Here is a 24,439-nt window from a genome sequence, read left to right as displayed (position 1 = left end):
CCCTATGAGTAATGCTGTAGCGGCATTAAAAAGAGGCCCGATCGTCGCATCGGTGCTTATCGCAGCCTTCGTAGCGCTGTTGAGCCAGACGCTCCTTAACGTTGCGCTTCCGAGTATCATGACTGACCTGAAGGTCAGCGCGAATACGGTACAATGGCTGTCCACCGGTTATTTGCTTGTCAATGGCGTCCTTATTCCAATTAGTGCTTATTTGATCAGCCGGTTTTCAACAAGGTCATTATTCGTCGTCGCAACAAGTTTATTTACGGCAGGTACCATCGTCAGCGCCTTGGCGCCAAACTTTGAAACCCTGCTTACAGGACGTATTATTCAGGCAGCGGGCGCAGGTATTCTGATGCCGCTGATGTCCATCATCTTCCTGACGATTTTCCCGATTGAGCAACGCGGCAAGGCAATGGGCATGATGGGGATCGCGATGATCTTCGCACCGGCTGTTGGTCCAACGCTGTCGGGCTGGATTGTTGAGCATTATGACTGGCGCGTATTGTTCTACATTGTATTGCCGCTGTCGCTGTTTGGTCTGGTTTACGGCGCCATTTCGATGAAGAATGTCACTAAGACAGCCAAATCCAAGCTGGATCTTCTCGCCGTTGTTTTGTCTACTCTCGGATTTGGCGGCCTGCTGTACGGCTTTAGCGATGCGGGTACGGACGGCTGGAACAACGCAACCGTGTACACAAGCTTGATCATCGGGGTTGTTGCCTTGATTTCCTTTGTATGGTATCAGCTTGTTGTTAAGAAACCGATTCTCGAAATGCGCGTGTTCAAGTACAATATGTACTCCCTGACGACTGTCATTAACGTAATCATTACGATGGCGATGTTCTCGGGTATGATTCTACTGCCAATTTATTTGCAAAATATTATGGGCTTTACGCCGCTTAAATCCGGTTTGCTTCTGCTGCCGGGTGCAATCCTCATGGGGATTATGTCGCCAATCACCGGCATGATCTTCGATAAAGTCGGTGCGCGCTGGCTGGCGGTTGCCGGTCTTATTATTACCGTCTACTCGTCTTATGAATTCAGTCAACTGACGGATCATACGACTTACGGCTTCCTGATTACGATGTATACCCTGCGGATGTTCGGTATGTCCATGCTGATGATGCCGATTCAGACTGCGGGCATGAACCAGCTGCCGCAGCGTCTGAACGCCCATGGCTCGGCGATGTCGCAAACGCTTCGCAACGTAGCAGGCGCGTTAGGTACGGCATTCCTCGTTACGCTGATGACGAACAAAACGGCATCCGAAGCGAAGAGCATGATTGTATCGCAAGGCATTGATCCTAATGACAAGGTTGCTATGGGGCATGTAACGCAAGAAGCGATGATTGTGGGTATCAACCACTCGTTCGTTGTAGCAACTTGGTTTGCTGTTGCGGCACTCGCGTTGGCCTTCTTCATCCGCAAGGTAAAACCGCATGAAGAACCGGCTACCGTAGTAAATGAATCTTCCGAAGGTCAAGCGAAAGCTCAGCTTGCCGCTACCCAATCGAAATAAGGTTTGGTTAAACGCCAAGCTGCGCACCAATAGGTGAATATAAAAGGCGGCCGTGCAGATTAATTCTGCACGGCCGGTTTGTTTTTGCATTATCGCTGAACGCCTTAACGATGCGCCGCATCGTTAAGGCTTCCGTTATAAGGCATTTTGACCATCTTTACGATGTGCGGCATCGTTAAGGGATATCCAGGACGGGGCGGGTCTGAGGCGGATCAGGCAGTTTGCACGCATTTACCGTCACTTACTTCACAGGCTTATATACATGAAAGTTGTGCTCAAGTACCTGCCAGAACGCAGGAAACGGAACATCAAGCACCCAGGCGCTTACCCCTCGCAGATGATAGCATTTGACCAAATCAAGCTTCGCCTGCACGCTCCTCGCATCCTCGTACCAGACCTGATGGTCGCGTCCATACTCATCCCTGTAGCCGTAATAAGGCGATTCCGAAATTGGATCGTACTGAATAGCCGCGCCATACCTGGCAGCTCTTCGTACCGCATTGCCCGAACCGATGGACATCGCCCAATCCTGACCCGGGATATAAGGGAGTGTCCAATCGTAACCGTAGAGCGGCATCCCTAGCATGATTTTTCTGGACGGGATCAGCGATATCGCGTAGTTCAGCACTTTGGCCACTTCATTCTTTGGAGCAACCGCCATCGGCGGTCCGCCCGCCCATCCCCATTCGTAAGTCATAAGGATAACAAAATCCATAATCCGGCCGTGCTCGGCGTAATCCTGTCCTTCGAAGAGCTGTCCGTCCTGATCAGGGGAATTGACCGGCGGCAGGGTAGAGGAGACGAGGCATCCGATGGCATGAAGAGAGCCGGCAAGCCGTTCCAGGAACTGATGATACAGCTTGCGGTCGGCAGCCGGAATAAAAGCGAAATCTACATTAAGAGCCCAATATTTATTCACTCGCATGACGTATAGGATCCCATGGATCAAACGTTCCTTCACGGCTTCGTTCGTCAAAATAAAATGGACCAGGCTTGGGCTGAACGCATAGCCGTCAAAATTCGTAATAACCATCATGGGTGCCGCCCGCCCGCGGTAGGCTTCCTGAATAGTCGGCAAATCATTCAAAGCGCTAAGCGAGCCGTCGGGCCTAACCTGATAACTGAAGGGGCTAAGGCAGGTCAGATGTCGGGCCGCCGCAGCCGCGCTGGCGGTAATGCCCGCAGCCGAGACGGCAGGCTCGGCATAGCCGTTCGCTTCAATAGTCATCTTCCGCGGATTCGGAATGCGGAGCCGCATGCCGGGAAGAATAAGGGCGGGATTGGCGATATGGTTAACTCTGGCCAGCTCTTGTAAGGTGATACCGTATTTTTGCGAGATCGTCCATAAGGTTTCTCCCGGAATAACCTGATGGCTGTCAGCCTCAATGGGGATAATGAGCGTTTGTCCGGCGACGAGAGGCTCGGTTGCCTGCATGCCATTGGCGGCAAGGATAGCTTCGGGGGATAAGCTGTACAGCTGCGCCAGACTCTGCACGGTATCCTGCCTTTTGACGGTATAGACCAACATCGCCTCTCGCCTCCTTTAATGATTCGGATTCTTCCTCTACTATTCTATTCGGCAGCTCCCCCAACTTAAAACCAAGTCAAATAAATTGATAACGGCAGAAAAAGGTAAGGGGAATCCTTGCAATTTAAGACAAAAACGAACTTTATTTGAACTAAATTATTTTAATGTTCGTATTTTATACGCTTTTCATTGACAGACATAGGGGGATTGGATAAACTGAAATAGGTTAAGGCGGAACATTCGTCGAATGATCCGTAAATAGGTTGAAAGATCTCGTATATCCTCGGGAAAAAGGCCCGAAAGTATCTACCCGAAAACCATATTTTTCGGACTACGAGTTGATGGAACAAATAGACAGGTTGCCCCTTTAACAGGGCAGCCTTATGCTGTCTTTGCACTTGCGAAATTCTAGTGATTGAAGTAAAGACAACTGTTGCCATCTGCTCGGGTCCCGGCAGCATCCATAGAAAGTATGGTTGCGGCGCGGGATTTTTACGTTTCGCGGGATATACACAATTTATAGATGAAGGAAGGTTTGAACGCATGTCTGCGAAAGTAGGCGTCATCATGGGCAGCAAGTCGGATTGGGATACAATGAAACTTGCCTGCGACGTGTTAGAAGAGCTGCAAATTCCTTACGAGAAAAAAGTCGTTTCCGCTCACCGGACACCGGATTTAATGTTCGAATACGCGGAATCGGCTGCAGAACGCGGTCTTAAAGTCATCATTGCGGGTGCCGGCGGTGCCGCGCATTTGCCGGGCATGGTTGCTGCGAAGACGATTCTGCCGGTAATCGGCGTGCCAGTCAAATCCTCGAATCTGAGCGGCCTTGATTCGCTTCTGTCGATCGTGCAAATGCCTGGCGGCATTCCGGTTGCGACGGTAGCAATCGGCAATGCCGGCGGCACAAACGCCGGACTGCTGGCCGCTCAAATGCTTGGTGCTTTTGATCCTGAAGTACAAGCCCGGGTGGAAGCGCGGCGCGAGCGGATCAAGCAGGAAGTGCTGGAAAGCAGTGAGACATTATGATGATGGAAGAGAACAAACGGACGCTTTTGCCGGGCAGCACCATTGGCGTGCTGGGCGGCGGACAGCTTGGCCGGATGATGGCGCTCGCAGGCAGCGCGATGGGTTACCGCTTCGTAGCGCTTGACCCGACAGCCGACGCGCCTTGCGGACAAGTAGCGGAACAGATCGTCGCTGCTTACAACGACCGCGAAGCGGCTCGCGAGCTGGCGCGCCGGGCGGACGTCATCACGTACGAGTTCGAGAATGTCGATGCCAATGTGGCGGCGATGCTTATGTCGGAATCGTACGTGCCGCAGGGCAGCGAGCTGCTCTATACGACGCAGCACCGGCTACGCGAGAAGCGCGCGATCGAAGCGGCGGGCGTACGGGTTGCCCCGTACAGCGAAATCCGGAGCAGCGAAGAGCTTCGCGCCGCGGCCGAGAAGTTTGGACTTCCATGCGTGCTGAAGACGGCAATGGGCGGATATGACGGCAAAGGGCAATGGGTGATTCGGAGCTTTGACGAAATTGAAGAAGCGTACGAGACGTTAAGCCGTGCCGGCGTAGAGCTAGTGCTGGAGCAATTCATTAAGTTTGACAAAGAATTATCCGTTATTGCCGCAAGAAGTCCTCAAGGCGAGATAAAAGCGTTCCCCGCTGCGGAAAATATTCATGTCGAGAATATTTTGCATCTGTCGATCGTTCCGGCCCGCATTGCGGAAAGCGTTCAGCAGGAAGCGGAGAAGCTGGCGATGAAGATCGCGGAAGGGCTTGGCGTAGTTGGCCTGATTGCCGTAGAGCTGTTCCTGACAGCGGATGGGGAGCTGTTCGTCAACGAGCTGGCGCCGCGCCCGCATAACAGCGGCCACTATACGATGGAAGCTTGCCGGACCTCGCAGTTCGAACAGCATGTTCGCGCGGTATGCAACCTGCCGCTGGGCGATACGGGGCTGCTGACGCCGGTTGTTATGGTGAACGTCCTTGGACAGCATGTAGAGCCGCTGCTTGCGCGAATGGCGAAGCATGATGAAGCGGCGGCCAGATTAAAAGTTGCTCCAAAGGTTCATCTGTATGGCAAGAAGGATGCCGTATTCAAACGTAAAATGGGCCATGTAAACGTGCTTGCCGGCGATGTGCAGCAGGCGCTTGATTGGATAGAAGAGACAACTATTTGGAAGGTGTGAACGGTACATGTTAGAGCGTTACAGCAGACCGGAAATGAGAGCAATTTGGACGGAGCAGAACAAATTCCAGGCATGGCTCGAGGTTGAGCTTTGCTCCTGCGAGGCTTGGGTTGAGCTTGGCGTTATTCCGAGAGAAGACGTAGAAGCGCTTCGCAAAGCCGCTACTTTCAATATCGACCGCATTTACGAAATCGAGCAGGAAACCCGCCATGACGTCATCGCGTTCACGCGCGCGGTATCCGAGACGGTCGGTCCGGAGCGTAAATGGGTTCATTACGGCCTGACTTCGACTGACGTTGTCGATACGGCGAACGGCTACCTGCTTCTTCAAGCAAACGCGATTCTCAAAAAAGACATCGAACGTTTCATCTCGATCCTTCGCGAGAAAGCGATCCAATACAAAGATACGCCTATGATGGGCCGCACGCACGGCGTTCATGCCGAGCCAACCACGTTTGGCCTGAAGATGGCGCTGTGGCATGAAGAAATGAAACGCAATCTCGAGCGCTTCGAGCATGCGGCAAACGGCGTTCAATTCGGTAAAATTTCCGGTGCTGTCGGTACTTACGCAAACATCGATCCGTTCGTGGAAGAGTTCGTTTGCAAAAAGCTCGGCATCAGCCCGGCTCCAATCTCGACGCAAACCCTTCAGCGTGACCGTCATGCTGAATACATGGCGACGCTTGCGCTTGTTGCAACATCGCTTGATAAATTCGCTACGGAAATCCGCGCTTTGCAGAAGAGCGAATTCCGCGAAGTGGAAGAAGCTTTCGCAAAAGGCCAAAAAGGCTCGTCCGCAATGCCGCACAAACGCAACCCAATCGGCTGCGAGAACATCTCCGGCCTGTCCCGCGTCATCCGCGGCCACATGCTGACCGCTTACGAGAACGTACCGCTGTGGCATGAGCGCGACATCAGCCACTCTTCGGCTGAACGCGTTATTTTGCCGGATGCAACGATGCTTCTGAACTACATGCTGAACCGTCTGGGCAACATCATTCAGAACCTGACCGTGTTCCCTGAAAATATGAAGAAAAACATGCAGCGCACGTTTGGAGTTCCGTTCTCCGGCCGCGTGATGACGAAGCTGATCGACAAAGGCCTCAGCCGCGAGCAAGCTTACGATACGGTTCAGCCGCGCGCAATGCAGGCGTGGGAAGAACAGCGCCAATTCCGCGACATTATCGAATCGACGCCGGAAATTACTAGCCTTCTGTCGGCGGAAGAGATCGAAGATGCTTTCAATCCGGCTTGGCACTTGAAGCATGTGAATACCATCTTTACGCGTCTTGGCTTGAATTAAAGGGCAAAGGGGATTCGAGGAAGAATGACTGCACAATCGCAAGCTTTATCCACCGCGGCGGACTACATCAAAGCTCCGCTGCTGTATAAAGGCAAGGTCCGCGAGCTTTACGATCTTGGCGAGCATTACCTGATCGTCGTGACGGACCGCATCTCGGCATTCGACTATGTGCTGGATCCGGCTGTCCCGCAAAAGGGCAACGTGCTGAACCGCCTGTCCGCTTTCTGGTTCGAGCAAACGGCCGGCATTCAGACGAACCATGTCGTACACACGGACGTCGAGAAGCTTGGGGATATCGTGACGGCGCCCGAGCTTCTGAAGGACCGGATCATGGTGACGAAAAAAGCGGAGCGTATCGATATTGAATGCGTCGTTCGCGGCTATATCACCGGCGGCGGCTGGAGACAATACCAGCAAACGTCCGCGATCAACGGCATCGAGCTGCCCGAAGGCATGCGCAAGAACGAGCGCTTCCCTCAGCCGATCTTTACGCCGGCAGCGAAAAACGACGTGGGCCACGACGAGGACATTCCGTTCGAGCGGATGCAGGAGATGGTTGGCGCCGAGCTCGCTGAAGAGCTTCGCGACCGCAGCATCAAGCTGTACGAATTCGCTCACGAATATTGCGCGAAGCATGGCATTATCCTTGCCGACTGCAAATTCGAATTCGGACTGATCGACGGCAAAGTCATTCTGATCGACGAGATCTTTACCCCGGATTCCTCGCGTTTCTGGGCGGAGAACAACTACGCTTACGATATCGAGATCGACAGCATGGACAAAGAACCGGTCCGTACTTACCTTCTCGGCTCCGACTGGGATAGAGACAGCAAACCGGCTCCTCTTCCCGAATCCGTCGTAAACGAAACAACTAATCGTTACCTCGACATTTACAGCCGTTTAACCGGCCGTTCGCTCGGATAGATCGCAATTATTTATCTGTATATTAGTTAATTAATATATTTATTAGTTAGTTTATTGATATATCGATGTACGTTCTTATGTTTTTATGGCGTTGAGCACGATAGTGCGCTAACGCCCCAATGCTGCTCACACGACTACCCGGGAGGGTGTTGGAAGTCCGGCTGCCGGGAGTAAGGGAGTAAGGGTATCTATCGGAGAGCGATAGCGCTCGCCTTTGAAATTCGGAAAATAACCGCTGAGCGGTTCTAATCAAATTTTCCGATTTCAACAGCGACGTAGAGAGATACCCTTGCGACCGAGCGAACTAACGGCTGCCAGCACGTCCCACCTCACGACCGGAAAAACCATTTTCAGGAGGCCCTACTATGAAAGCAAAAGTCTACGTCACGATTAAAGAAAATGTACTCGACCCGCAAGGTCAAGCCGTTCAAGGCTCGCTGCACACGATGGGCTTCGCGGAAGTGGATAAAGTCCGCATCGGCAAATACCTGGAGCTTCAGCTCGACACGAACGACCGCGCGGAAGCGGAAGCACGCGTGAAAGTTATGTGCGAAAAGCTGCTGGCAAACACGGTAGTCGAAGATTTCCGTTTTGAATTGGAGGGATAATCGATGAAGTTTGCGGTTCTCGTATTCCCCGGCTCCAACTGTGACATTGACTGCTTCAAAGCGGTAGAAGATACAATCGGCCAAGAGGTTGATTATGTATGGCATACGGCGACTGACCTTTCCGGTTATGACGCGATTCTTGTACCGGGCGGCTTCTCCTACGGCGACTACCTGCGCTGCGGCGCAATGGCTAGTTACGCTCCGGTAATGAACGAAGTTGTAAAAGCGGCAGAGCAAGGCAAGTTCATCCTTGGCATCTGCAACGGTTTCCAAATCCTGACCGAAGCTAACCTTCTGCCAGGCGCACTGATTCGCAACACAGGCCTTAAATTCCGTTGTCAGCAGCAGCTTCTTGAAGTAGTGAACAACGGCACAGCGTTTACGAACCAATACTCGCAAGGCGAGATTATCGATATTCCGATTGCTCACGGCGAAGGCAACTACTATTGCGACGACGCAACGCTGGCTGAGCTGAAAGCGAACAACCAGATCGTATTCCGTTACGCGGGCGACACGAACCCGAACGGTTCGGTAGAGAACATTGCGGGCATCAGCAACAAGAAGGGCAATGTCGTAGGCATGATGCCTCACCCGGAGCGCGCGGTTGACCAAATCCTCGGCTCGGAAGACGGCAAACGGATGTTTACATCGATTTTGAATGCATGGAGGGAACAACATGGCGCAGCAATTAACGGCTAAGGAACCGACGCCTGAACAAATCGTCGAGCAAAAGATCTATCAACAATTCGGTGTATCGGATTACGAATTTGAGCTTATCTGCGGTTTTCTCGGCCGTACACCCAACTATACGGAAATCGGCGTATTCAGCGTTATGTGGTCCGAGCATTGCGCGTACAAGAACTCCAAGCCAATCCTGAAGAAATTCCCGATCACCGGCCCTCGCGTCCTGATGGGGCCGGGCGAAGGCGCGGGTATCGTGGATATCGGCGACAACCAAGCGGTTGTATTCAAAATTGAATCGCATAACCATCCGTCTGCGGTTGAGCCTTACCAAGGCGCTGCAACAGGCGTAGGCGGCATTATCCGCGACATTTTCTCCATGGGCGCTCGTCCGGTAGCTCTGCTGAACTCGCTTCGTTTCGGCAAGCTGGAAAATGACCGCGTGAAATACTTGTTCGAGAACGTCGTAAGCGGCATCGCCGGCTACGGCAACTGTATCGGTATTCCTACCGTTGCAGGCGAAGTGATGTTCGATGAGAGCTACGAAGGCAACCCGCTCGTTAACGCGATGTGCGTAGGTCTTATCGATCATGACAAAATCCAGCGCGGCGTGGCAAAAGGCGTTGGCAACCCGGTATTCTACGTTGGTCCGGCAACGGGCCGCGACGGCATCCATGGTGCAACATTCGCATCGGTTGAGCTGTCCGAAGAATCCGAAGAAAAACGTACCGCGGTGCAAGTCGGCGATCCGTTCATGGAGAAGCTCGTTATGGAGTCTACGCTTGAGCTGATCAACTCCGGCATCGTACTCGGTATTCAAGATATGGGCGCAGCGGGCCTCACTTGCTCGAGCGCAGAGATGGCTTCCAAAGCCGGGAACGGCCTGGAATTGTACCTGGATGAAGTTCCGCAGCGCGAAACAGGCATGACGCCTTACGAAATGATGCTGTCGGAATCGCAAGAACGCATGCTGTTCGTTGTTGAGCCTCAGCATGAAGCTCAAGCGCAAGAAATTTTCGACCGTTGGGGCGTTATCTGCAAGAAAGTCGGAAAAGTTACCGACGACGGCCGTCTCCGCCTGTTCCACCAAGGCGAGCAAGTTGCCGACATGCCGGTTAAAGCTCTCGTTGACGAGTGCCCGGTATACAACAAGCCATCTTCCGAGCCTGCTTACTACCGCGAGAACGCAAGCGTGGATGCAGCTGCTTTCGAAGAAATTACCGATCTTACCGGCGCTCTTGAAAAAGTACTCGCTTCGCCGACTGTGGCAAGCAAAGAGTGGGTATATAACCAATATGACTACATGGTTCGTACGTCGACGGCCGTTCAACCAGGCTCCGACGCGGCAGTGGTTACGATTCGCGGCACCCGCAAAGGTCTTGCGATGACGACGGACTGCAACGGACGTTACGTATATCTTGATCCTGAAGTAGGCGGCCAGATCGCCGTAGCGGAAGCTGCCCGCAACATCGTGTGCTCCGGCGCAGAACCGCTTGCGATTACGGACAACCTGAACTTCGGCAGCCCGGAGAAGCCGGAAGTATTCTGGCAGATCGAGAAAGCTGCAGACGGCATGTCCGAAGCTTGCCGCGTGCTTGATACGCCGGTAATCGGCGGCAACGTCAGCTTGTACAACGAGAACGCAAAAGGCGCGATCTACCCTACTCCGGTAATCGGCATGGTTGGTCTCGTGCATGATGTGGATCACATCACGACTCAAGGCTTCAAAAAAGAAGGCGACGTTATTATCCTCGTCGGCGAGACGAAAGCGGAGCTTGGCGGCAGCGAGCTGCTCTACGCTCTGAACGGCTCGGCGGCAGGACGTCCGCCGCAAATCGATCTGGCAACGGAGAAGACAACGCTGAACGCTATTCTGACAGCGATCCAAGGCGGTCTGGTTGCTTCGGCGCATGACCTGTCCGAAGGCGGTCTGGCGGTCGCGCTGGCTGAATCCGCAATTAGCGGCGGCATTGGCGCAGAAGTAAACGTAGCAACGGATCTTCGTCCGGATCACCTATTGTTCAGCGAATCGCAATCCCGTATTCTGCTTTCGGCAACGCCTGAGAAAGCAGCGGCATTGCAAGCGCATCTGAACGAGCAAGGCGTAGTGAATGCGGCAATCGGCACTGTCAAAGGCAGCAGCCTGACCATCAACGTAAACGGCAAATCCGGCGTAAACGCACCGGTACAACAACTGGAGAAGGTCTGGAAGGATGCGATTCCATGTCTGATGAAATAAAACAGCTGAAGCTGTGGACGGGAAATCATTATAACGAAGGCATTGGCCGTGACGATATTTTTGATAAACTGCGCGAGGAGTGCGGCGTGTTTGGGGTCTTTAACGTCCCGAACGCGTCCTCCCTCAGCTATTACGGCCTTCACGCCCTGCAGCACCGCGGCGAAGAGAGCGCGGGAATCTGCGCTGTGGATACGGAGAACGGCAGCCGTTTTGCCTACCACCGCGGCATGGGACTTGTGAAGGAAGTATTCGATAAAGAGCGGATTGAGTCGCTTCCCGGCAATCGCGCTATCGGCCACGTTCGTTATTCGACCGCGGGCGAGAGCAAGCTGGCGAATGCGCAGCCGCTTATTTTCCGTTATCGGGACGGAGATCTGGCAGTCGCAACTAACGGCAACATCGTTAATGCGCCGGAGATCCGCAAGGAGCTGGAGAGCCAAGGCTCGATCTTCCAGACTTCCAGCGATACCGAAGTTATTGCCCACTTGATCGCGCGTTCGCCTAAGAGCTTCGAGGAAGCGGCGAAGGATGCGCTGCAGCGTATTATCGGGGGCTTTGCGTTCCTGATCATGACCAACGACAAGCTGCTGGTAGCTTCCGACCCTAACGGTCTTCGTCCGCTCGTAATGGGCAAACTGGGTGACGGATATGTCTTTTCTTCCGAATCCTGCGCATTCGAATCGATCGGCGCCGAGTACGTCCGCGACGTACAACCGGGCGAGCTGCTGTACCTTGACGCGGACGGCATGCGCGAGGATCGTTACGCGGAAGTGGAACGCCGGGCAACCTGCGCAATGGAGTACATCTATTTTGCCCGTCCGGACAGCGATATTAATACAATCAACATCCATTCCGCACGTAAGCGGATGGGTAAACAGCTTGCGATGGAGTCCTTTGTGGATGCGGATATCGTAACGGGCGTGCCGGATTCGAGTATTTCGGCGGCAATCGGTTATGCCGAGCAAACGGGTATTCCATACGAGCTTGGATTAATCAAGAACAAATATACGGGCCGTACCTTTATTCAGCCTTCTCAGGAGCTTCGCGAGCAAGGCGTTAAGATGAAGCTGTCCGCCGTGCGCAAGGTCGTGGAAGGCAAACGCGTCGTGATGATCGACGACTCGATCGTACGCGGCACGACATCCCGCCGGATCGTGAACATGCTTCGAGAAGCGGGCGCGACGGAAGTGCATGTGCGAATTACATCGCCGCCATTCAAGAACCCTTGCTACTACGGCATCGATACGCCGGACCGCAAGGAGCTGGTTGCTTCTTCGAGAACGGTGCAGGAAATGTGCGAAATGATCAATGCGGACTCTTTATCTTTCCTTAGTCAAGAAGGCTTTATCGAATCGGTAGGCGGCAATGACGGCGCGTACAACCGCGGCATGTGTCTCGCTTGCTTCGATAACGATTATCCAACGCCGGTAAACGAAGAGTCGGATAAGAGCTGCAGCTGTTAATAGTATAAAAAGGGGTTGACTGGTGTGTCAGAAGCGTACAAAAAAGCCGGTGTCGACATTGCGGCCGGCAATGAAGCAGTCGAACGGATGAAGAAGCATGTTAAGAAAACGTTCCGCCCGGAGGTACTGACGGATCTCGGCGGCTTTGGCGGATTGTTCGGCCTTAACAAGGACAAATACGAGGAGCCTGTGCTCGTATCGGGAACGGACGGCGTTGGCACGAAGCTGAAGCTGGCGTTCTTGATGGATAAGCATGACACGATTGGCGTTGACGCGGTTGCGATGTGCGTAAACGATATTATCGTACAAGGCGCCGAGCCTCTCTTCTTCCTCGATTATCTGGCATGCGGTAAAGTCGTTCCGGAAAAAATCGAAGCGGTAGTCAAAGGCATCTCCGATGGCTGCGTGCAAGCAGGCTGCGCCTTGATCGGCGGCGAAACGGCCGAAATGCCAGGCATGTACCAAGGCGACGAGTACGATATTGCCGGCTTTACGGTTGGCGTAGTGGATAAGAAAAAAATTATCGACGGCACAACAATCGCTCCCGGCGACGTTGTTCTCGGATTCGCATCGAGCGGCATCCACAGCAACGGCTACTCGCTGGTACGCCGTCTTCTTCTCGAAGAGTGCGGTTACGCGCTGGACCAACGCCTGCCTGAGCTGAACGATGAGGTTCTTGGCGACGTATTGATCGAGCCAACCCGCATCTATGTGAAATCGGCTTTGAAGCTGATTGAGCAAGTAAATGTAAAAGGTATGGCGCACATTACGGGCGGCGGCTTTATCGAGAATATCCCGCGCGTTCTACCGGAAGGCGTAAACGTGAATATCGAATACGGTTCGTGGCCGATTCTGCCTGTCTTCCAGCTTATGCAGGACAAGGGCGCAATCACGAACCGCGATATGTTCACAACCTTTAATATGGGCATCGGGTTAGTCGTAGTGGTTCCAGCCGATCAAGCGGAGAAGGCCCTTCAAGTGGCGACTGAGCTTGGCGAAAAAGCATACCGAATCGGAACAGTAACGGAAGGCAGCCGCGTAGTTACGTTCACGGGAGCGGACGTTTAATGGGAACACTCCGAATAGCCGTCTTCGCGTCAGGGCAAGGAACGAACTTCCAGGCCCTGGCCGATGCGGTGCAGCAAGAAAGGCTCGATGCAACCATCGAGCTTCTTGTTTGTGATAAGCCTGCGGCGCCGGTTGTTGAACGGGCTCGCAAGGCAGGGATTGATACTTTTTTGTTTGTTCCCAAGGAGTATCCGTCCCGCCAGGCTTACGAAACGGAAATTCTCGCGGAGCTTCAGCGCCGCGGCATTGAGCTGGTTGTGCTTGCGGGTTACATGCGCATTATTACTTCCGTGCTCGTTGAGCCTTATTACGGCCGCATGATTAATATCCATCCCGCTTTGCTGCCTTCTTTCCCCGGCGTAAACGGAATCGGACAAGCGCTGGAATACGGCGTGAAGGTGACGGGAGTTACCGTTCATTACGTGGACGGGGGAATGGACAGCGGACCGATTATTGCGCAAAGCGTTGTTGAAGTGCAAAACGGCGACACGGAGGACACACTTGGCGAGCGGATTCACGCAGCCGAGCAGCAGCTGCTACCCCGGGTTGTGCAGTCCATTGCAGAGGGACGCGTAACTCTGGAAGATCGTATCGTTACGGTTAAGTATTAATATAAGTACCTATTTTGAGGAGGCAATTTCGCGTGGCAATTCGTAGAGCGTTAATTAGTGTATCGGACAAGACTGGCATTGTTGAATTTTCTCGTGAGCTGGCAGCTCAAGGCGTGCAAATCATCTCGACGGGCGGTACGTTTAACCTGCTGGAGAAGGAAGGCATTCCGGTTATCGGCATTTCCGACGTAACAGGCTTCCCTGAAATTTTGGACGGCCGCGTTAAAACTCTTCACCCTGCGGTTCATAGCGGACTGCTGGCGATCCGCGACAATGAAGAGCATCAAAAGGTTATGCAGGAGCTTGGCCTGGATTACATCGACCTTGTGGTCGTTAACCTGTACCCGTTCAAGCAAACCATCGCAAACCCTAACGTGGAATATGAGGACGCAATCGAGAACATCGATATCGGCGGTCCTACTATGCTTCGTTCGGCTGCGAAAAACCATGCATTCGTAACGGTCGTTGTTGATGCTAACGATTATGCGGCTGTCATTGAAGAGATTAAAGCCGGCGGCGACACCACGCTGGAAACACGCAAACGCCTGACGGCAAAAGTATTCCGCCACACAGCTGCCTACGATGCGCTGATTGCGGACTACCTGACCAAGCAAGTCGGCGAAGAGCTGCCTGAGTCTTACACGGTTACTTACGAGAAAGTGCAGGATCTGCGTTACGGCGAGAACCCGCATCAGAAAGCGGCGTTTTACAGCAAACCGCTTGCTCCTGTCGGCAACATCACAACGGCTGAGCAGCTGCACGGCAAAGAATTGTCCTACAACAACATTAACGACGCGAACGCGGCACTTGCGATCGTCAAGGAATTCGACGAGCCGGCCTGCGTAGCCGTGAAGCATATGAATCCATGCGGCGTTGGCATCGGCGCTGACATCCATGAAGCGTACCAAAAAGCATACGCGGCTGACCCTACTTCCATCTTCGGCGGTATCGTTGCGGCGAACCGTACGATCGGCGTTGAGACGGCCGAGCTGCTGAGCCAAATCTTCCTCGAAATCATCATTGCGCCGGACTTCACGCCTGAAGCGCTGGAAGTGCTGACGAAGAAGAAAAATATCCGTCTTCTGAAGCTGGGCGAGCTGGCCGGTTCCGCGGCTGAACGCAAATCCGACTGGCTGTCGACAACGGTTGACGGCGGCTTGCTTGTCCAAGAGAGCGACGTTCGCAGCCTGACCGAAGCGGATCTGCAGTTCGTTACGAACCGCAAGCCGACGGAAGAAGAGCTTAAACAATTGCTGTTCGGCTGGAAAGTTGTGAAGCATGTGAAATCGAACGCGATTTTGCTGGCGAAAAACAACATGACCATCGGCGTAGGCGCGGGTCAAATGAACCGCGTTGGCGCAGCGCGTATTGCCATCGAGCAAGCGGGCGAGCAAGCTGCGGGAGCGGTACTCGCTTCCGATGCGTTCTTCCCAATGGGCGATACGGTTGAGCTGGCCGCAAAACACGGCATTACCGCCATCATCCAAACAGGCGGTTCGATCAAGGACGAAGAGTCGATCGCGGCAGCGAATGCGCATAACATCGCCATGGTGATGACGGGCGTTCGCCATTTCAAACACTAAGATTTGATGACAGCGGAGCGTCTTGCCGCGTCTCTTTCGAGGCGCGGCGGGATTGCTTCGCTTTTAGCCATAATTTGATCCATTCGACCAGGGGGTAAAAAGAAGCGATGAGAATTTTAGTTGTTGGCGGCGGCGGACGTGAGCATGCGATTGTCTGGGCGCTGAAGAAAAGCGAGAAGGTTAAAGAAGTATTTTGCGCACCGGGCAATGCGGGGATTGCGCAAATTGCGGACTGCGTGCCTATCGCGGTTAACCAGTTCGACGAGCTCGTAAAGTTTGCGAAGGATGCGGCGATCGACCTCGTCTTTATCGGTCCGGACGATCCGCTTGCGGCGGGTATCGTCGATGCGTTCGAAGCGCACAACATTCCGGTGTACGGTCCGAACAAAGCGGCAGCCGAAATCGAAGGCAGCAAGATTTTCATGAAGGATCTGCTGCGCAAATACAACATTCCTACAGCGAAATACGAGACGTTCACCAACTACGAGTCGGCTCTTGCTTATTTGCGGGAGCAATCCGTTCCAATCGTTATCAAGGCGGACGGCCTTGCTGCAGGTAAAGGCGTAACGGTTGCTTACTCCATGGAAGAAGCGGAGAAAGCGCTGAAGGAAGCGATGGTCGACAAGGTGTTTGGCGAAGCCGGCAACCAGATCGTTATCGAGGAGTTCCTGGAAGGCCAAGAGATGTCGATCCTTGCATTTGTTGACGGTGAGACGGTTAAAGCGATGGTGCCGGCGCAGGACCATAAGCCGGTATTCGATAACGACAAAGGCCCAAATACGGGCGGCATGGGCACCTACACGCCGCTGCCGCATATCGACCAGGCCATCATCGACGAATCGATCGAGAACATCATCAAGCCAACGGCAAAAGCCATGGTGAGTGAAGGACGTCCGTTCCGCGGCGTATTGTTCGCCGGTCTGATGATCACGAAGGACGGCCCCAAAACCATCGAATTCAACGCGCGTATGGGCGACCCTGAGACACAGGTTGTTCTGCCGCGCCTGAAAACCGAGCTGGTTGACGTTGTGCTTGCTTCCCTGAACGGACGTCTGGACCAGCTGGAGCTGGAATGGAGCGAAGAAGCGGCGGTATGCGTTATCGTAGCGTCGGAAGGTTATCCGGCATCGTATCCGAAAGGCCGGGAAATTACCGGCCTTGATGCGGCTGAAGCGCAAGGCGCGCTCGTGTTCCATGCGGGAACGGCGGAGAAAGACGGCAAGATCGTAACCAGCGGCGGACGCGTTCTTGGCGTGGTAGGCCGCGGCCGCGACATTGCGGAGGCGCGTGCCCGCGCTTACGAAGCGGTAAGCGTGATTCATTTCGACGGCATGCACAGCCGTACCGATATTGCGGCAAAAGCGTTGAAGGGCTAAGGCTCCGGATTGAAACGCAATCCACCGCCTAAGGACGGCAATAGCGTTTCACCTTGGTCGGATAAACAAAAGAAAGCGGTCATCAGGCTTCGCCTGCATGACCGCTTCTTTTTGTTTGGGAGTAAATACGGCATAATCAACGTTCGGTAAATAATTTCTGTATATCCTGCTATGGTTTCCTTGTCAACGTTGAAGGAGTCATCCCCACTCGCGTTAAGTCCTTTTTTTCCTAATACGGTAATCCATTTCCGCTGTTCATGCAAAAAGTAAATAAGAAGTTCAAGATGGTCCGAATGTACGAAGAATAAGGAAAAGAACTTCCGTATTACAGAAATTAATGCAACTAGCGAACGTATGGAGGTGGTCGAAGGGAAAAGAGAAGGGAAGGTGGGCGAAGAACAAGGTAAAGTGAAAAAGGGAGAGTAGGTGAAGAGACGGGGTGAGTGAGCAAATGGAAAGAGGGGCGAAAGATAACCGCCGACAGGAAAAGCGGGTGAGCAGACAGGAGTAATGCGATCGGAAAGAAAGCGAGCGAGGGAAGGTCATATCAAAAGCAGCGGGCAGCGAACAGGCCTATGAGAGAATGCATAGGCCTGTTCGGCTGCAGCGTACAAAGTTGACTACTCCTTATAAAACAACAGGCTGCGTGCAAGCATGATATATACCACGGCAACCACGATGCCGGCGAGCAATAAAACCGTCAGCCAATGGTCGGTTAGCCAGGATATCCACATCGGCATAGGAATCATCATCTCCTTGGTTGGACATTAGTGTGCTGATTATAGATTGAGCTTGGAGCCGCACAACTATTCCTCCGAAAGGCCTTTTCATTGGTGAAGCTCGAACTTTCGGACAGAATAACAGTATTGACACCATCCTTATACAGATGATAATATGAAGCCAACAGAATTCATAGTATCCGGGTAGGAATTATAGATAATAAGAATGGAACCGCAGGAGGACTTATCGTTATGGAGAAACAATTATTGCTGCGTCATGAAGAGCTTGAGCTTACCGCTACGCTTCATTATCCGAGCGATCATGCGAAGGACAATGCCAAGAAGCAGGCCATTATTATATGCCACGGTTTTATCGGAAGCCGCGTCGGAGTCGACCGGCTGTTCGTGAAGACCGCAAGAGCGCTTGCCGCGCAAGGCTCTTACGTGATCCGGTTTGATTACGGCGGCTGCGGCGAGAGCAATGGGGATTACGGGGCGCTGGGCTTTGACAGCATGATCGACCAGACTCGTACGGTTATTGATTATATTGCCGGCATGGACTGCGTGGATCCAAGACGAATTGTTCTCCTTGGCCATAGCCTTGGGGGTGCGGTTGCGCTTATGACGGCGGTAAGGGATAAACGCGTGAAGCGTCTGGTTATGTGGTCGCCGGTAGCGTATCCGTTTAATGACATTGTGCGGATCGTCGGGCGCGCAGGCTATGACGAAGCGGTGCAGAAGGGGAGTACGGATTATGCGGGCTTTACGCTCCAGCCTGTCTTCTTCGAATCGCTGCTGCAGCATCAGCCGTTTCAGGCGGCGACACGCTTTGGCGGAGAAGTATTGCTTGTTCACGGCACGAGCGATGATCTGATTCCGGTCGATTACAGCTTCCTGTACCAGAAGGTATTCTGGACGCGCGGCGACGGGCTATGCGACAAGGAGATTATTTTCCAGGCGAATCATACCTACTCCAGCCGCCATCACCAGGAGGAAGCGATCCGCGTAACCTCCGAGTGGCTGGAAGGGCTTGATAAGAAGCAGCAGGAATGGCATAACTGGAGTATTTAGGAAGACATGTCCCGCTTTTTATGTTTAAATGGTAGTAATCGTTTTTCGAACGCTATCATTCTCTACTAAAAGGCGGGGAACTTATGGGAAGTCGTTATCGCAAGTCATGGTTCATCAGCTTGATTATTCTACTCGTTTTCGTGTCCGCTTGCGGCAGCGGTTCAAGCAAAAATACGGGAGAAGCAACACCTGCTCCAACTGCATCCGAAGAATCAGAAGCTTCGCCATCGGCTGAACCGACGCCGGAGCTTGCCTTCACCGCTCCTCTTACAGGGCTGAAACGCGAGGCAGAGACATCCGCAAGGCCCGTTGCGGTCATGATTAATAATTTGAAGCCGGCGCGCCCGCAATCCGGACTTACCAATGCCGATGTGGTATGGGAAGTGCTCGCGGAGGGCGGCATTACGCGGCTGGTGGCGATCTTCCAAAGCACGGACAAAGGTACCGATGCGATCGGGCCGATCCGCAGCATTCGTCCGTACTTGATAGATATCGGGGAAAGCTACGGCGCTATTCTGGCTCATTCGGGGGCCAGCAATGACGCCTATGATATTTTGCAGCATCAGGACAAGCCTTATCTGGACGAAATCTCGAACGCGGGTCCTTATTTCTGGCGGAGCAAGGACCGCAAGGCTCCCCATAATCTCTACTCGGAGCTGGATAAGCTTCGGGCAGGCGCCGAGAAGAAAGGGTACCGCAGCGATGTAACGGTTCCGGCCTATACCTTTACGGAGGAAGGCGCTACCGCATCGGGCGCAGCAGCGTCCTCGATCCAGATCAAATTTCTGCTGAAGGACTACAAGGTTTCCTATGAATATGACGCGGCAAGCGGCTTGTATAAGCGATTTGTCAATGACGGGCCGCATACCGATCTGAATAACGGCGAGCAGCTGACCGCTGCCAACGTGGTTGTGCTTGGCGCCAATCACAAGACGCTGGATGATTACGGACGGCTTTCCGTCGATTTGCATGCGGGAGGTTCGGCCTTGTTGTTCCAGAAGGGGAAAGCCGTCGAATGCGAATGGGTTCGCGCAAGCGACAATATGGTGAGGCTGATGAAGGACGGCGCCGAGCTGCCTTTCGTACCGGGGAAAACGTTCTTCCAGGTCGTTCCGAATACGCCAATTTTCGCTGAGCATGTGATTTATGGGTAAAAAAAAGACAAGTCGGACACACTCTAAGTAGGTGTAGAGGGTGCCCGCAAACAGGATATAACTGCGGTGCGTTCCTATGCGGAACGCATCTTTTTATATTTTTTTTGCAAAAACGAAAACTTTTCATAAATCCTTTACATTCCCTTAACAAATATAAAGTAAACTGTGTTAAGATATTGTGGGCTCATTTCGAAATGACGCCTAACCATCCAGTCGGGTAAAGGGGATTAAGATGTTTAAGAAAAAGGATATTTTCTTTAAAACGTTTGAGGAAATGGCGGATACACTGGTTGATGCAATCGAATATTTCGCAAACGGTGTTTCGGACCTGTCGGATGTCACTCAGTTCGCTAAAACCATGAAAGAGCATGAGAGCAGAGGCGACCAGTACGTTCATACGATTCTGAAAGAACTGAACAAAACGTTCATTACCCCCATTGAGCGGGAAGATATAATGGCTTTAACAAGTTCGCTCGACGATGTGCTTGACGGCATTGAAGCTTGCGCATCGCGCTTTGAGATGTACAATCTTAAGGAAAAAGACGAGTACATAACGCTGTTTGGCGATATACTGCTTCGTTCTGCAAACCAGATCAAGAAAGCGATCTATCTCCTTACCGACAAAAAGCTGCTGGCGATCCGTGAGCCTAACATTGCGCTTAACGAGCTGGAGAACCAGGCGGATGACCTGCTCCGCGTCAGCATCAAGAGCCTGTTCACGAATGTGACTGACCCAATTGAACTGATGAAACGCAAAGAAATTTACGAAATGTTGGAGCAAACGACCGACTACTGCGAAGACGTAGCGAATACGCTGGAATCGATCATTATGCGCAACAGCTAAGCTTACACGGAGAGTAGGAGTCAATTCAAATGGATTCAATCACATTATGGATGGTTGTCATACTTGCGCTCGGTTTCGACTTTATTAACGGTTTCCACGATACGGCGAACGCGATCGCTACGACGGTATCGACCCGTGCCCTGAAACCAAGGGTTGCCATTATTATGGCGGCGTGCATGAATTTTATCGGTGCGATCACGTTTACGGGCGTTGCGAAAAAAATCGGCAGCGGCGTTGCCAATCCGGCGGATCTGTCCAATGGGGTAGAGATCGTTATCGCGGCCTTAATCTCGGCGATTGCCTGGAATCTGCTTACCTGGTGGTTCGGCATTCCTTCGTCGTCCTCGCATGCCTTGATCGGCTCGCTTGCCGGCGCGGTAGCTTCGGGAGCGGGATTTGATGCCATTAACGCGCACGGGTTTGTCGATATCGTTAAGGCGCTTATCTTCTCGCCGCTGATTGCTTTCACGGCCGGTTTCATTATCATGTGGATCTTAAAGCTCATCTTCGCGAGGACAAGCCCGCATCAGGTGAACAAGGGCTTCCGGTTCGGACAGATTCTGACCGCGGCATTCCAGTCGTTCTCCCATGGTACAAACGACGCCCAGAAAGCGATGGGTATCATTACGTTTGCGCTCGTGGCAGGCGGTATCCAGGATCACTTCGAGGTTCCGCTGTGGGTTAAGATGTCTGCCGCGCTTGCGATGGCTCTTGGTACATCCATTGGCGGATGGAAGATAATTAAGACGATGGGGACAAAGATCTTCAAGATCGAGCCGATTAACGGCTTTGCCGCAGACGTAGGCTCGGCGGGCGTTATCCTGTCGGCAACGATGCTCGAGCTGCCTGTCAGCACAACGCATGTTATCACTTCCTCGATTCTCGGCGTAGGCTCCGCCAAACGCTTCTCCAGCGTACGCTGGTCGCTTGCCGGGAAGATTGTTATCGCATGGTTTATTACAATCCCGATCACGGCGCTTTTTGCAGCAGGCGTGTATTGGGTCATTGATACGGTGTTTATGTAAGAATAAAAAAAGTGCCGGGAATGGTTCCCGGCACTTTTTATTTTATTCATTGCTGCTGCCACAGGGCAGGTACGTTGGAAGGCTCCCATCCGGTGAGGGAGGTATGAGCCTGCAGGCATTTATAAGTAGCTCCGTTATACGTAACGAGAGTTCCTACGGCATAAGCCGTATTTGGCGCCCAGGCAGGTGCGCCGGTCGAAGCTGCCGTTGTGCCGCTGACCGTGCTTGCAGACGATTGGTTGCCTGCCGCATCGATGGCATAAACGGAGAAGTTGTAGGTAGTGCTTGCCGCAAGTCCGATAACGGTATAGGATGTCGCGGTGCCGGAGGTCGTTGTAACTAGCGTGGAGCCGTTATAGATTTTGTAGCCGGTAACTCCTACGTTATCGGTAGACGGGCTCCACATCAGCATCATGCTGGAGGAGGTTGGAGTACCCATGATATGAAGTCCTCCCGGTGCGGTAGGTGCCGATGTATCAACGGCCGGAGGTGCCGCTGTCGTAATGTTCAGGGTATTGCTGGAAGCGGATTCGTTGCCTGCGGCATCAACAGCCTTAACGGTAAACGTGTAGGCTGTGCTTGGCGTGAGGCCGGTAACGGTATAGCTGGTGCCCGAGGCTGTTCCGGCTAGCGTAGTGCCTCTATAAATCTTATAGCCGGTTACGCCAACGTTATCGGTCGAAGCGTTCCAGGACAAGGATACGCTCGTCGCTGTCGCAGCGGTTGCCGTAAGAGAGGTTGGGGTCGAAGGTGCGGTTATGTCGACGGGATTCGAACCGGTAAAGTTAACGTCGATGACGTTATAGAAAGCATTGGCCGTATCGGCAACCTCCCACACCGCAAGGATGACATGATAGCCGCTTCGCTCGGGAACGTTGCAGGTATTCGAGTAGGAGAATGGCGGCTGCGCGCCGTTATAAGCAACGGAGCAGAAAGGCGTCAAATCGAAGGAATCGCGGGTAAGCGCGGCATTGGGGTTCCAGGTCGGCTTGGTAATATAATACTTCCAGCTAGCTGTGGAATGGTTGGCAGTCAGCTTCCAGGTGAAGGTATTCGTGCCGGAAGAGATATTCACTTTGGCCCAGCGGGTTGCGGATTGCTCATCGAGCTTGGGAAAAGCATCGTTTGCGCTTGCGATTTTGCCGTCGGCAGGTCCTGCTGCAGGGAAACCTTTAGGGGCTTCCAGGCTTTGCGGCTCATACACGATTGCTCCGCAATCGGTGTTGGCTCCGCTTTTGCACAGCGCTGCCCGGCTGGCCGGTCCTTCCACATAACCATGCGAGTACGCTTTTGCCGTCGTGAACAGCATGGAGACGGCGGCAAGCACGAGGAGAGCGCAAATCGTCATAATCTTGAATGGTGTAGGCCGCGACAGTCGTAATACAGTCATTATTCATACCTCCTAATAATTTGGTTATATAAACTCGGGGGAGCTTATATCGGGCAAACAAGGGTCAGGTACGATGGCTGCAGCGATTAGATCGGATATGCTGTTATAAAAGTTATAAGGTTATAATGATTGTAATTGAAGCTGAGAAAATCCTCATGAGTCTTTTGGAGTAAAGTTCCAAAATTATGAAATTTATGTTCAAATTGTAGCTCTATTCGTGCATAATCGGGCAATGATTTTGACAGCCAATGTCAGAAGCGGTTTTTCGACATTGCGGCTAGTTCCAAGGTCACGGAGAAGCGTGGACCGATCTAGCATAAACCGACAAATGGGCAAATAAAAAAACCACCCCGCCTGCAGCCGGAAGCTGCAATCGGAGTGGTTGATCAGGCGTTGCCGCTTAACGCTGCCGCTTCCGCTTGCGGCGCCGGCCGGCGGAGTTTGTTGGTTTTTTGCGGCGTTTGCGTTTCTTCGGTACGTATTCTATAGCTTCGTCCGCCGCGTCGCTGCCGGAGTCCTTTTTGAAGGAGCCCAGAATGACCTTGACGAGAGGAGCCATCTGCGACACACTAGATACGACCTTTTGAACCTTGCCCACCGTGGTCAGAATGCCATCCAGTCCGCCAATCCGGTCAACAAAGCCTTTGATCTCGGTCAAGCTTGGCATGCTAAAGCCGCCGGTTTTGGGCGGTGCCGTCGTCTCCACCAATTCTGCGGCTGTAGCCGGCACAACCACAGGCAGGCTTTCCTCTTGTTGTATAATAGTCTCTTCCGTCGAAAAGACAGGAGGCGCAGGTGGAATCGGGGCGCCGTCCGTGCCGAAGCCAAGGGGATTCTGGAAGCTGTTGAATCCCTGGCTGTTCTGGTTACGGACATAGCCGCGCCGGTGATGGCCGCTGTGCGGCGAGTGCGGCGGATACTGGTTAGGGTTCGGATGTCCGCCCCCGCCAGGGTAGTTCCGGTAAGTCACGCGGATCACAACCTTTTTTCAAAGTTTATGGAACAATGGCTTCCCTACTCCGTCCGCTTCCACATGGGGATTGTAGCCTGCGCGCAGGTCAGGTCCCGTATGCCGTATAGGGAAGTATTCTTGGTATTAGTCTATGGCATAGGCAAACATGACGATTGGACGAATGAC

20 protein-coding genes and 1 riboswitch are annotated in these 24,439 nt (G+C 53.0%); of the genes, 17 read left to right on the top strand and 3 right to left on the bottom strand.

Features of this window, described 5'->3' with window-relative positions; all coding sequences use genetic code 11:
* The first annotated feature begins 4 nt into the window (after positions 1-4).
* Entirely contained in the window at positions 5-1,522 is a 1,518-nt protein-coding gene (locus tag WFK81_RS23485) for a DHA2 family efflux MFS transporter permease subunit (protein ID WP_336788942.1), read from the top strand.
* Between the two features lie 241 nt (positions 1,523-1,763).
* Here WFK81_RS23485 and WFK81_RS23480 read toward each other — a convergent pair whose 3' ends face one another.
* Positions 1,764-3,050 carry a LysM peptidoglycan-binding domain-containing protein gene (locus WFK81_RS23480; protein WP_336788941.1) on the bottom strand — a complete coding sequence of 429 codons (1,287 nt, stop codon included), beginning with the start codon at positions 3,048-3,050 and terminating at the stop codon, positions 1,764-1,766.
* Positions 3,051-3,303: 253 nt separating this feature from the next.
* A riboswitch (purine riboswitch) is annotated at positions 3,304-3,404 on the top strand.
* Positions 3,405-3,593: 189 nt separating this feature from the next.
* Here WFK81_RS23480 and purE point away from each other — a divergent pair.
* From purE to WFK81_RS23400, 16 genes are all read left to right on the top strand, one after another.
* Positions 3,594-4,079 (top strand): 5-(carboxyamino)imidazole ribonucleotide mutase, encoded by a 486-nt coding sequence (gene purE, locus WFK81_RS23475; RefSeq protein ID WP_336776147.1) that lies wholly within the window; start codon positions 3,594-3,596, stop codon positions 4,077-4,079.
* Positions 4,076-5,242 carry a 5-(carboxyamino)imidazole ribonucleotide synthase gene (gene purK / locus WFK81_RS23470; protein ID WP_336788940.1) on the top strand — a complete coding sequence of 389 codons (1,167 nt, stop codon included), beginning with the start codon at positions 4,076-4,078 and terminating at the stop codon, positions 5,240-5,242. Before purE ends, purK begins: the two co-directional genes overlap by 4 nt.
* A 7-nt stretch (positions 5,243-5,249) precedes the next feature.
* A complete protein-coding gene (gene purB, locus WFK81_RS23465; RefSeq protein WP_132310158.1) occupies positions 5,250-6,545 on the top strand; it encodes an adenylosuccinate lyase in 1,296 nt (431 codons plus the stop codon).
* Positions 6,546-6,569: 24 nt separating this feature from the next.
* Positions 6,570-7,469, top strand: coding sequence for a phosphoribosylaminoimidazolesuccinocarboxamide synthase (locus tag WFK81_RS23460; RefSeq protein ID WP_336788939.1), 900 nt, complete (start codon positions 6,570-6,572; stop codon positions 7,467-7,469).
* A 365-nt stretch (positions 7,470-7,834) separates the two neighbouring features.
* Positions 7,835-8,077, top strand: a complete 243-nt coding sequence (gene purS, locus WFK81_RS23455) for a phosphoribosylformylglycinamidine synthase subunit PurS (RefSeq protein ID WP_015842490.1) — start codon at positions 7,835-7,837, stop codon at positions 8,075-8,077.
* A gap of 3 nt (positions 8,078-8,080) precedes the next feature.
* On the top strand, positions 8,081-8,776 hold the full coding sequence (purQ, locus tag WFK81_RS23450; RefSeq protein ID WP_015842491.1) for a phosphoribosylformylglycinamidine synthase subunit PurQ: 696 nt from the start codon (positions 8,081-8,083) through the stop codon (positions 8,774-8,776).
* The gene (purL, locus tag WFK81_RS23445; protein WP_336788938.1) at positions 8,754-10,997 is read left to right on the top strand and encodes a phosphoribosylformylglycinamidine synthase subunit PurL; all 2,244 of its coding nucleotides are present in this window, start codon (positions 8,754-8,756) and stop codon (positions 10,995-10,997) included. The genes purQ and purL overlap by 23 nt, the downstream gene beginning before the upstream one ends.
* Positions 10,982-12,460, top strand: a complete 1,479-nt coding sequence (gene purF, locus WFK81_RS23440; protein ID WP_336788936.1) for an amidophosphoribosyltransferase — start codon at positions 10,982-10,984, stop codon at positions 12,458-12,460. Before purL ends, purF begins: the two co-directional genes overlap by 16 nt.
* Positions 12,461-12,484: 24 nt before the next feature.
* Positions 12,485-13,528, top strand: coding sequence for a phosphoribosylformylglycinamidine cyclo-ligase (gene purM, locus WFK81_RS23435; RefSeq protein ID WP_127496239.1), 1,044 nt, complete (start codon positions 12,485-12,487; stop codon positions 13,526-13,528).
* Positions 13,528-14,139, top strand: coding sequence for a phosphoribosylglycinamide formyltransferase (gene purN, locus WFK81_RS23430; protein ID WP_336788934.1), 612 nt, complete (start codon positions 13,528-13,530; stop codon positions 14,137-14,139). Before purM ends, purN begins: the two co-directional genes overlap by 1 nt.
* Positions 14,140-14,171: 32 nt before the next feature.
* Positions 14,172-15,722: a bifunctional phosphoribosylaminoimidazolecarboxamide formyltransferase/IMP cyclohydrolase gene (gene purH, locus WFK81_RS23425; RefSeq protein ID WP_336788933.1), complete on the top strand. Its 1,551-nt coding sequence runs from the start codon at positions 14,172-14,174 to the stop codon at positions 15,720-15,722.
* Between the two features lie 107 nt (positions 15,723-15,829).
* Entirely contained in the window at positions 15,830-17,098 is a 1,269-nt protein-coding gene (purD, locus tag WFK81_RS23420) for a phosphoribosylamine--glycine ligase (RefSeq protein ID WP_336788931.1), read from the top strand.
* 971 nt (positions 17,099-18,069) lie between these two features.
* Positions 18,070-18,888, top strand: coding sequence for an alpha/beta hydrolase (locus WFK81_RS23415; protein WP_336788930.1), 819 nt, complete (start codon positions 18,070-18,072; stop codon positions 18,886-18,888).
* An 83-nt stretch (positions 18,889-18,971) separates the two neighbouring features.
* Entirely contained in the window at positions 18,972-20,042 is a 1,071-nt protein-coding gene (locus WFK81_RS23410) for a DUF3048 domain-containing protein (protein WP_336788929.1), read from the top strand.
* A 232-nt stretch (positions 20,043-20,274) separates the two neighbouring features.
* The gene (locus WFK81_RS23405; RefSeq protein WP_336788928.1) at positions 20,275-20,886 is read left to right on the top strand and encodes a DUF47 domain-containing protein; all 612 of its coding nucleotides are present in this window, start codon (positions 20,275-20,277) and stop codon (positions 20,884-20,886) included.
* A gap of 29 nt (positions 20,887-20,915) precedes the next feature.
* Entirely contained in the window at positions 20,916-21,911 is a 996-nt protein-coding gene (locus tag WFK81_RS23400; RefSeq protein ID WP_116394148.1) for an inorganic phosphate transporter, read from the top strand.
* Between the two features lie 46 nt (positions 21,912-21,957).
* Here the strand turns inward: WFK81_RS23400 and WFK81_RS23395 are convergent, their stop codons facing one another.
* Positions 21,958-23,301 carry a lytic polysaccharide monooxygenase gene (locus tag WFK81_RS23395; RefSeq protein ID WP_336788926.1) on the bottom strand — a complete coding sequence of 448 codons (1,344 nt, stop codon included), beginning with the start codon at positions 23,299-23,301 and terminating at the stop codon, positions 21,958-21,960.
* Positions 23,302-23,701: 400 nt separating this feature from the next.
* Entirely contained in the window at positions 23,702-24,280 is a 579-nt protein-coding gene (locus WFK81_RS23390; RefSeq protein WP_336788925.1) for a hypothetical protein, read from the bottom strand.
* Positions 24,281-24,439 lie beyond the last annotated feature (159 nt).

Source organism: Paenibacillus sp. MMO-177 (genome assembly GCF_037147795.1).
Lineage (GTDB): Bacteria > Bacillota > Bacilli > Paenibacillales > Paenibacillaceae > Pristimantibacillus.
Note: the sequence above shows the minus strand (reverse complement) of the source record. Positions and strands in the feature narration are given on the sequence as shown.

What these genes read in the sequence shown, in the direction of transcription:
- WFK81_RS23485 (WP_336788942.1), top strand. Translation starts at nt 5, where the DNA reads ATGAGTAATGCTGTAGCGGCATTAAAAAGAGGCCCGATCGTCGCATCG.
- WFK81_RS23480 (WP_336788941.1), bottom strand. Translation starts at nt 3,050, where the DNA reads ATGTTGGTCTATACCGTCAAAAGGCAGGATACCGTGCAGAGTCTGGCG.
- purE (WP_336776147.1), top strand. Translation starts at nt 3,594, where the DNA reads ATGTCTGCGAAAGTAGGCGTCATCATGGGCAGCAAGTCGGATTGGGAT.
- purK (WP_336788940.1), top strand. Translation starts at nt 4,076, where the DNA reads ATGATGATGGAAGAGAACAAACGGACGCTTTTGCCGGGCAGCACCATT.
- purB (WP_132310158.1), top strand. Translation starts at nt 5,250, where the DNA reads ATGTTAGAGCGTTACAGCAGACCGGAAATGAGAGCAATTTGGACGGAG.
- WFK81_RS23460 (WP_336788939.1), top strand. Translation starts at nt 6,570, where the DNA reads ATGACTGCACAATCGCAAGCTTTATCCACCGCGGCGGACTACATCAAA.
- purS (WP_015842490.1), top strand. Translation starts at nt 7,835, where the DNA reads ATGAAAGCAAAAGTCTACGTCACGATTAAAGAAAATGTACTCGACCCG.
- purQ (WP_015842491.1), top strand. Translation starts at nt 8,081, where the DNA reads ATGAAGTTTGCGGTTCTCGTATTCCCCGGCTCCAACTGTGACATTGAC.
- purL (WP_336788938.1), top strand. Translation starts at nt 8,754, where the DNA reads ATGGCGCAGCAATTAACGGCTAAGGAACCGACGCCTGAACAAATCGTC.
- purF (WP_336788936.1), top strand. Translation starts at nt 10,982, where the DNA reads ATGTCTGATGAAATAAAACAGCTGAAGCTGTGGACGGGAAATCATTAT.
- purN (WP_336788934.1), top strand. Translation starts at nt 13,528, where the DNA reads ATGGGAACACTCCGAATAGCCGTCTTCGCGTCAGGGCAAGGAACGAAC.
- purD (WP_336788931.1), top strand. Translation starts at nt 15,830, where the DNA reads ATGAGAATTTTAGTTGTTGGCGGCGGCGGACGTGAGCATGCGATTGTC.
- WFK81_RS23415 (WP_336788930.1), top strand. Translation starts at nt 18,070, where the DNA reads ATGGAGAAACAATTATTGCTGCGTCATGAAGAGCTTGAGCTTACCGCT.
- WFK81_RS23410 (WP_336788929.1), top strand. Translation starts at nt 18,972, where the DNA reads ATGGGAAGTCGTTATCGCAAGTCATGGTTCATCAGCTTGATTATTCTA.
- WFK81_RS23405 (WP_336788928.1), top strand. Translation starts at nt 20,275, where the DNA reads ATGTTTAAGAAAAAGGATATTTTCTTTAAAACGTTTGAGGAAATGGCG.
- WFK81_RS23400 (WP_116394148.1), top strand. Translation starts at nt 20,916, where the DNA reads ATGGATTCAATCACATTATGGATGGTTGTCATACTTGCGCTCGGTTTC.
- WFK81_RS23395 (WP_336788926.1), bottom strand. Translation starts at nt 23,301, where the DNA reads ATGACTGTATTACGACTGTCGCGGCCTACACCATTCAAGATTATGACG.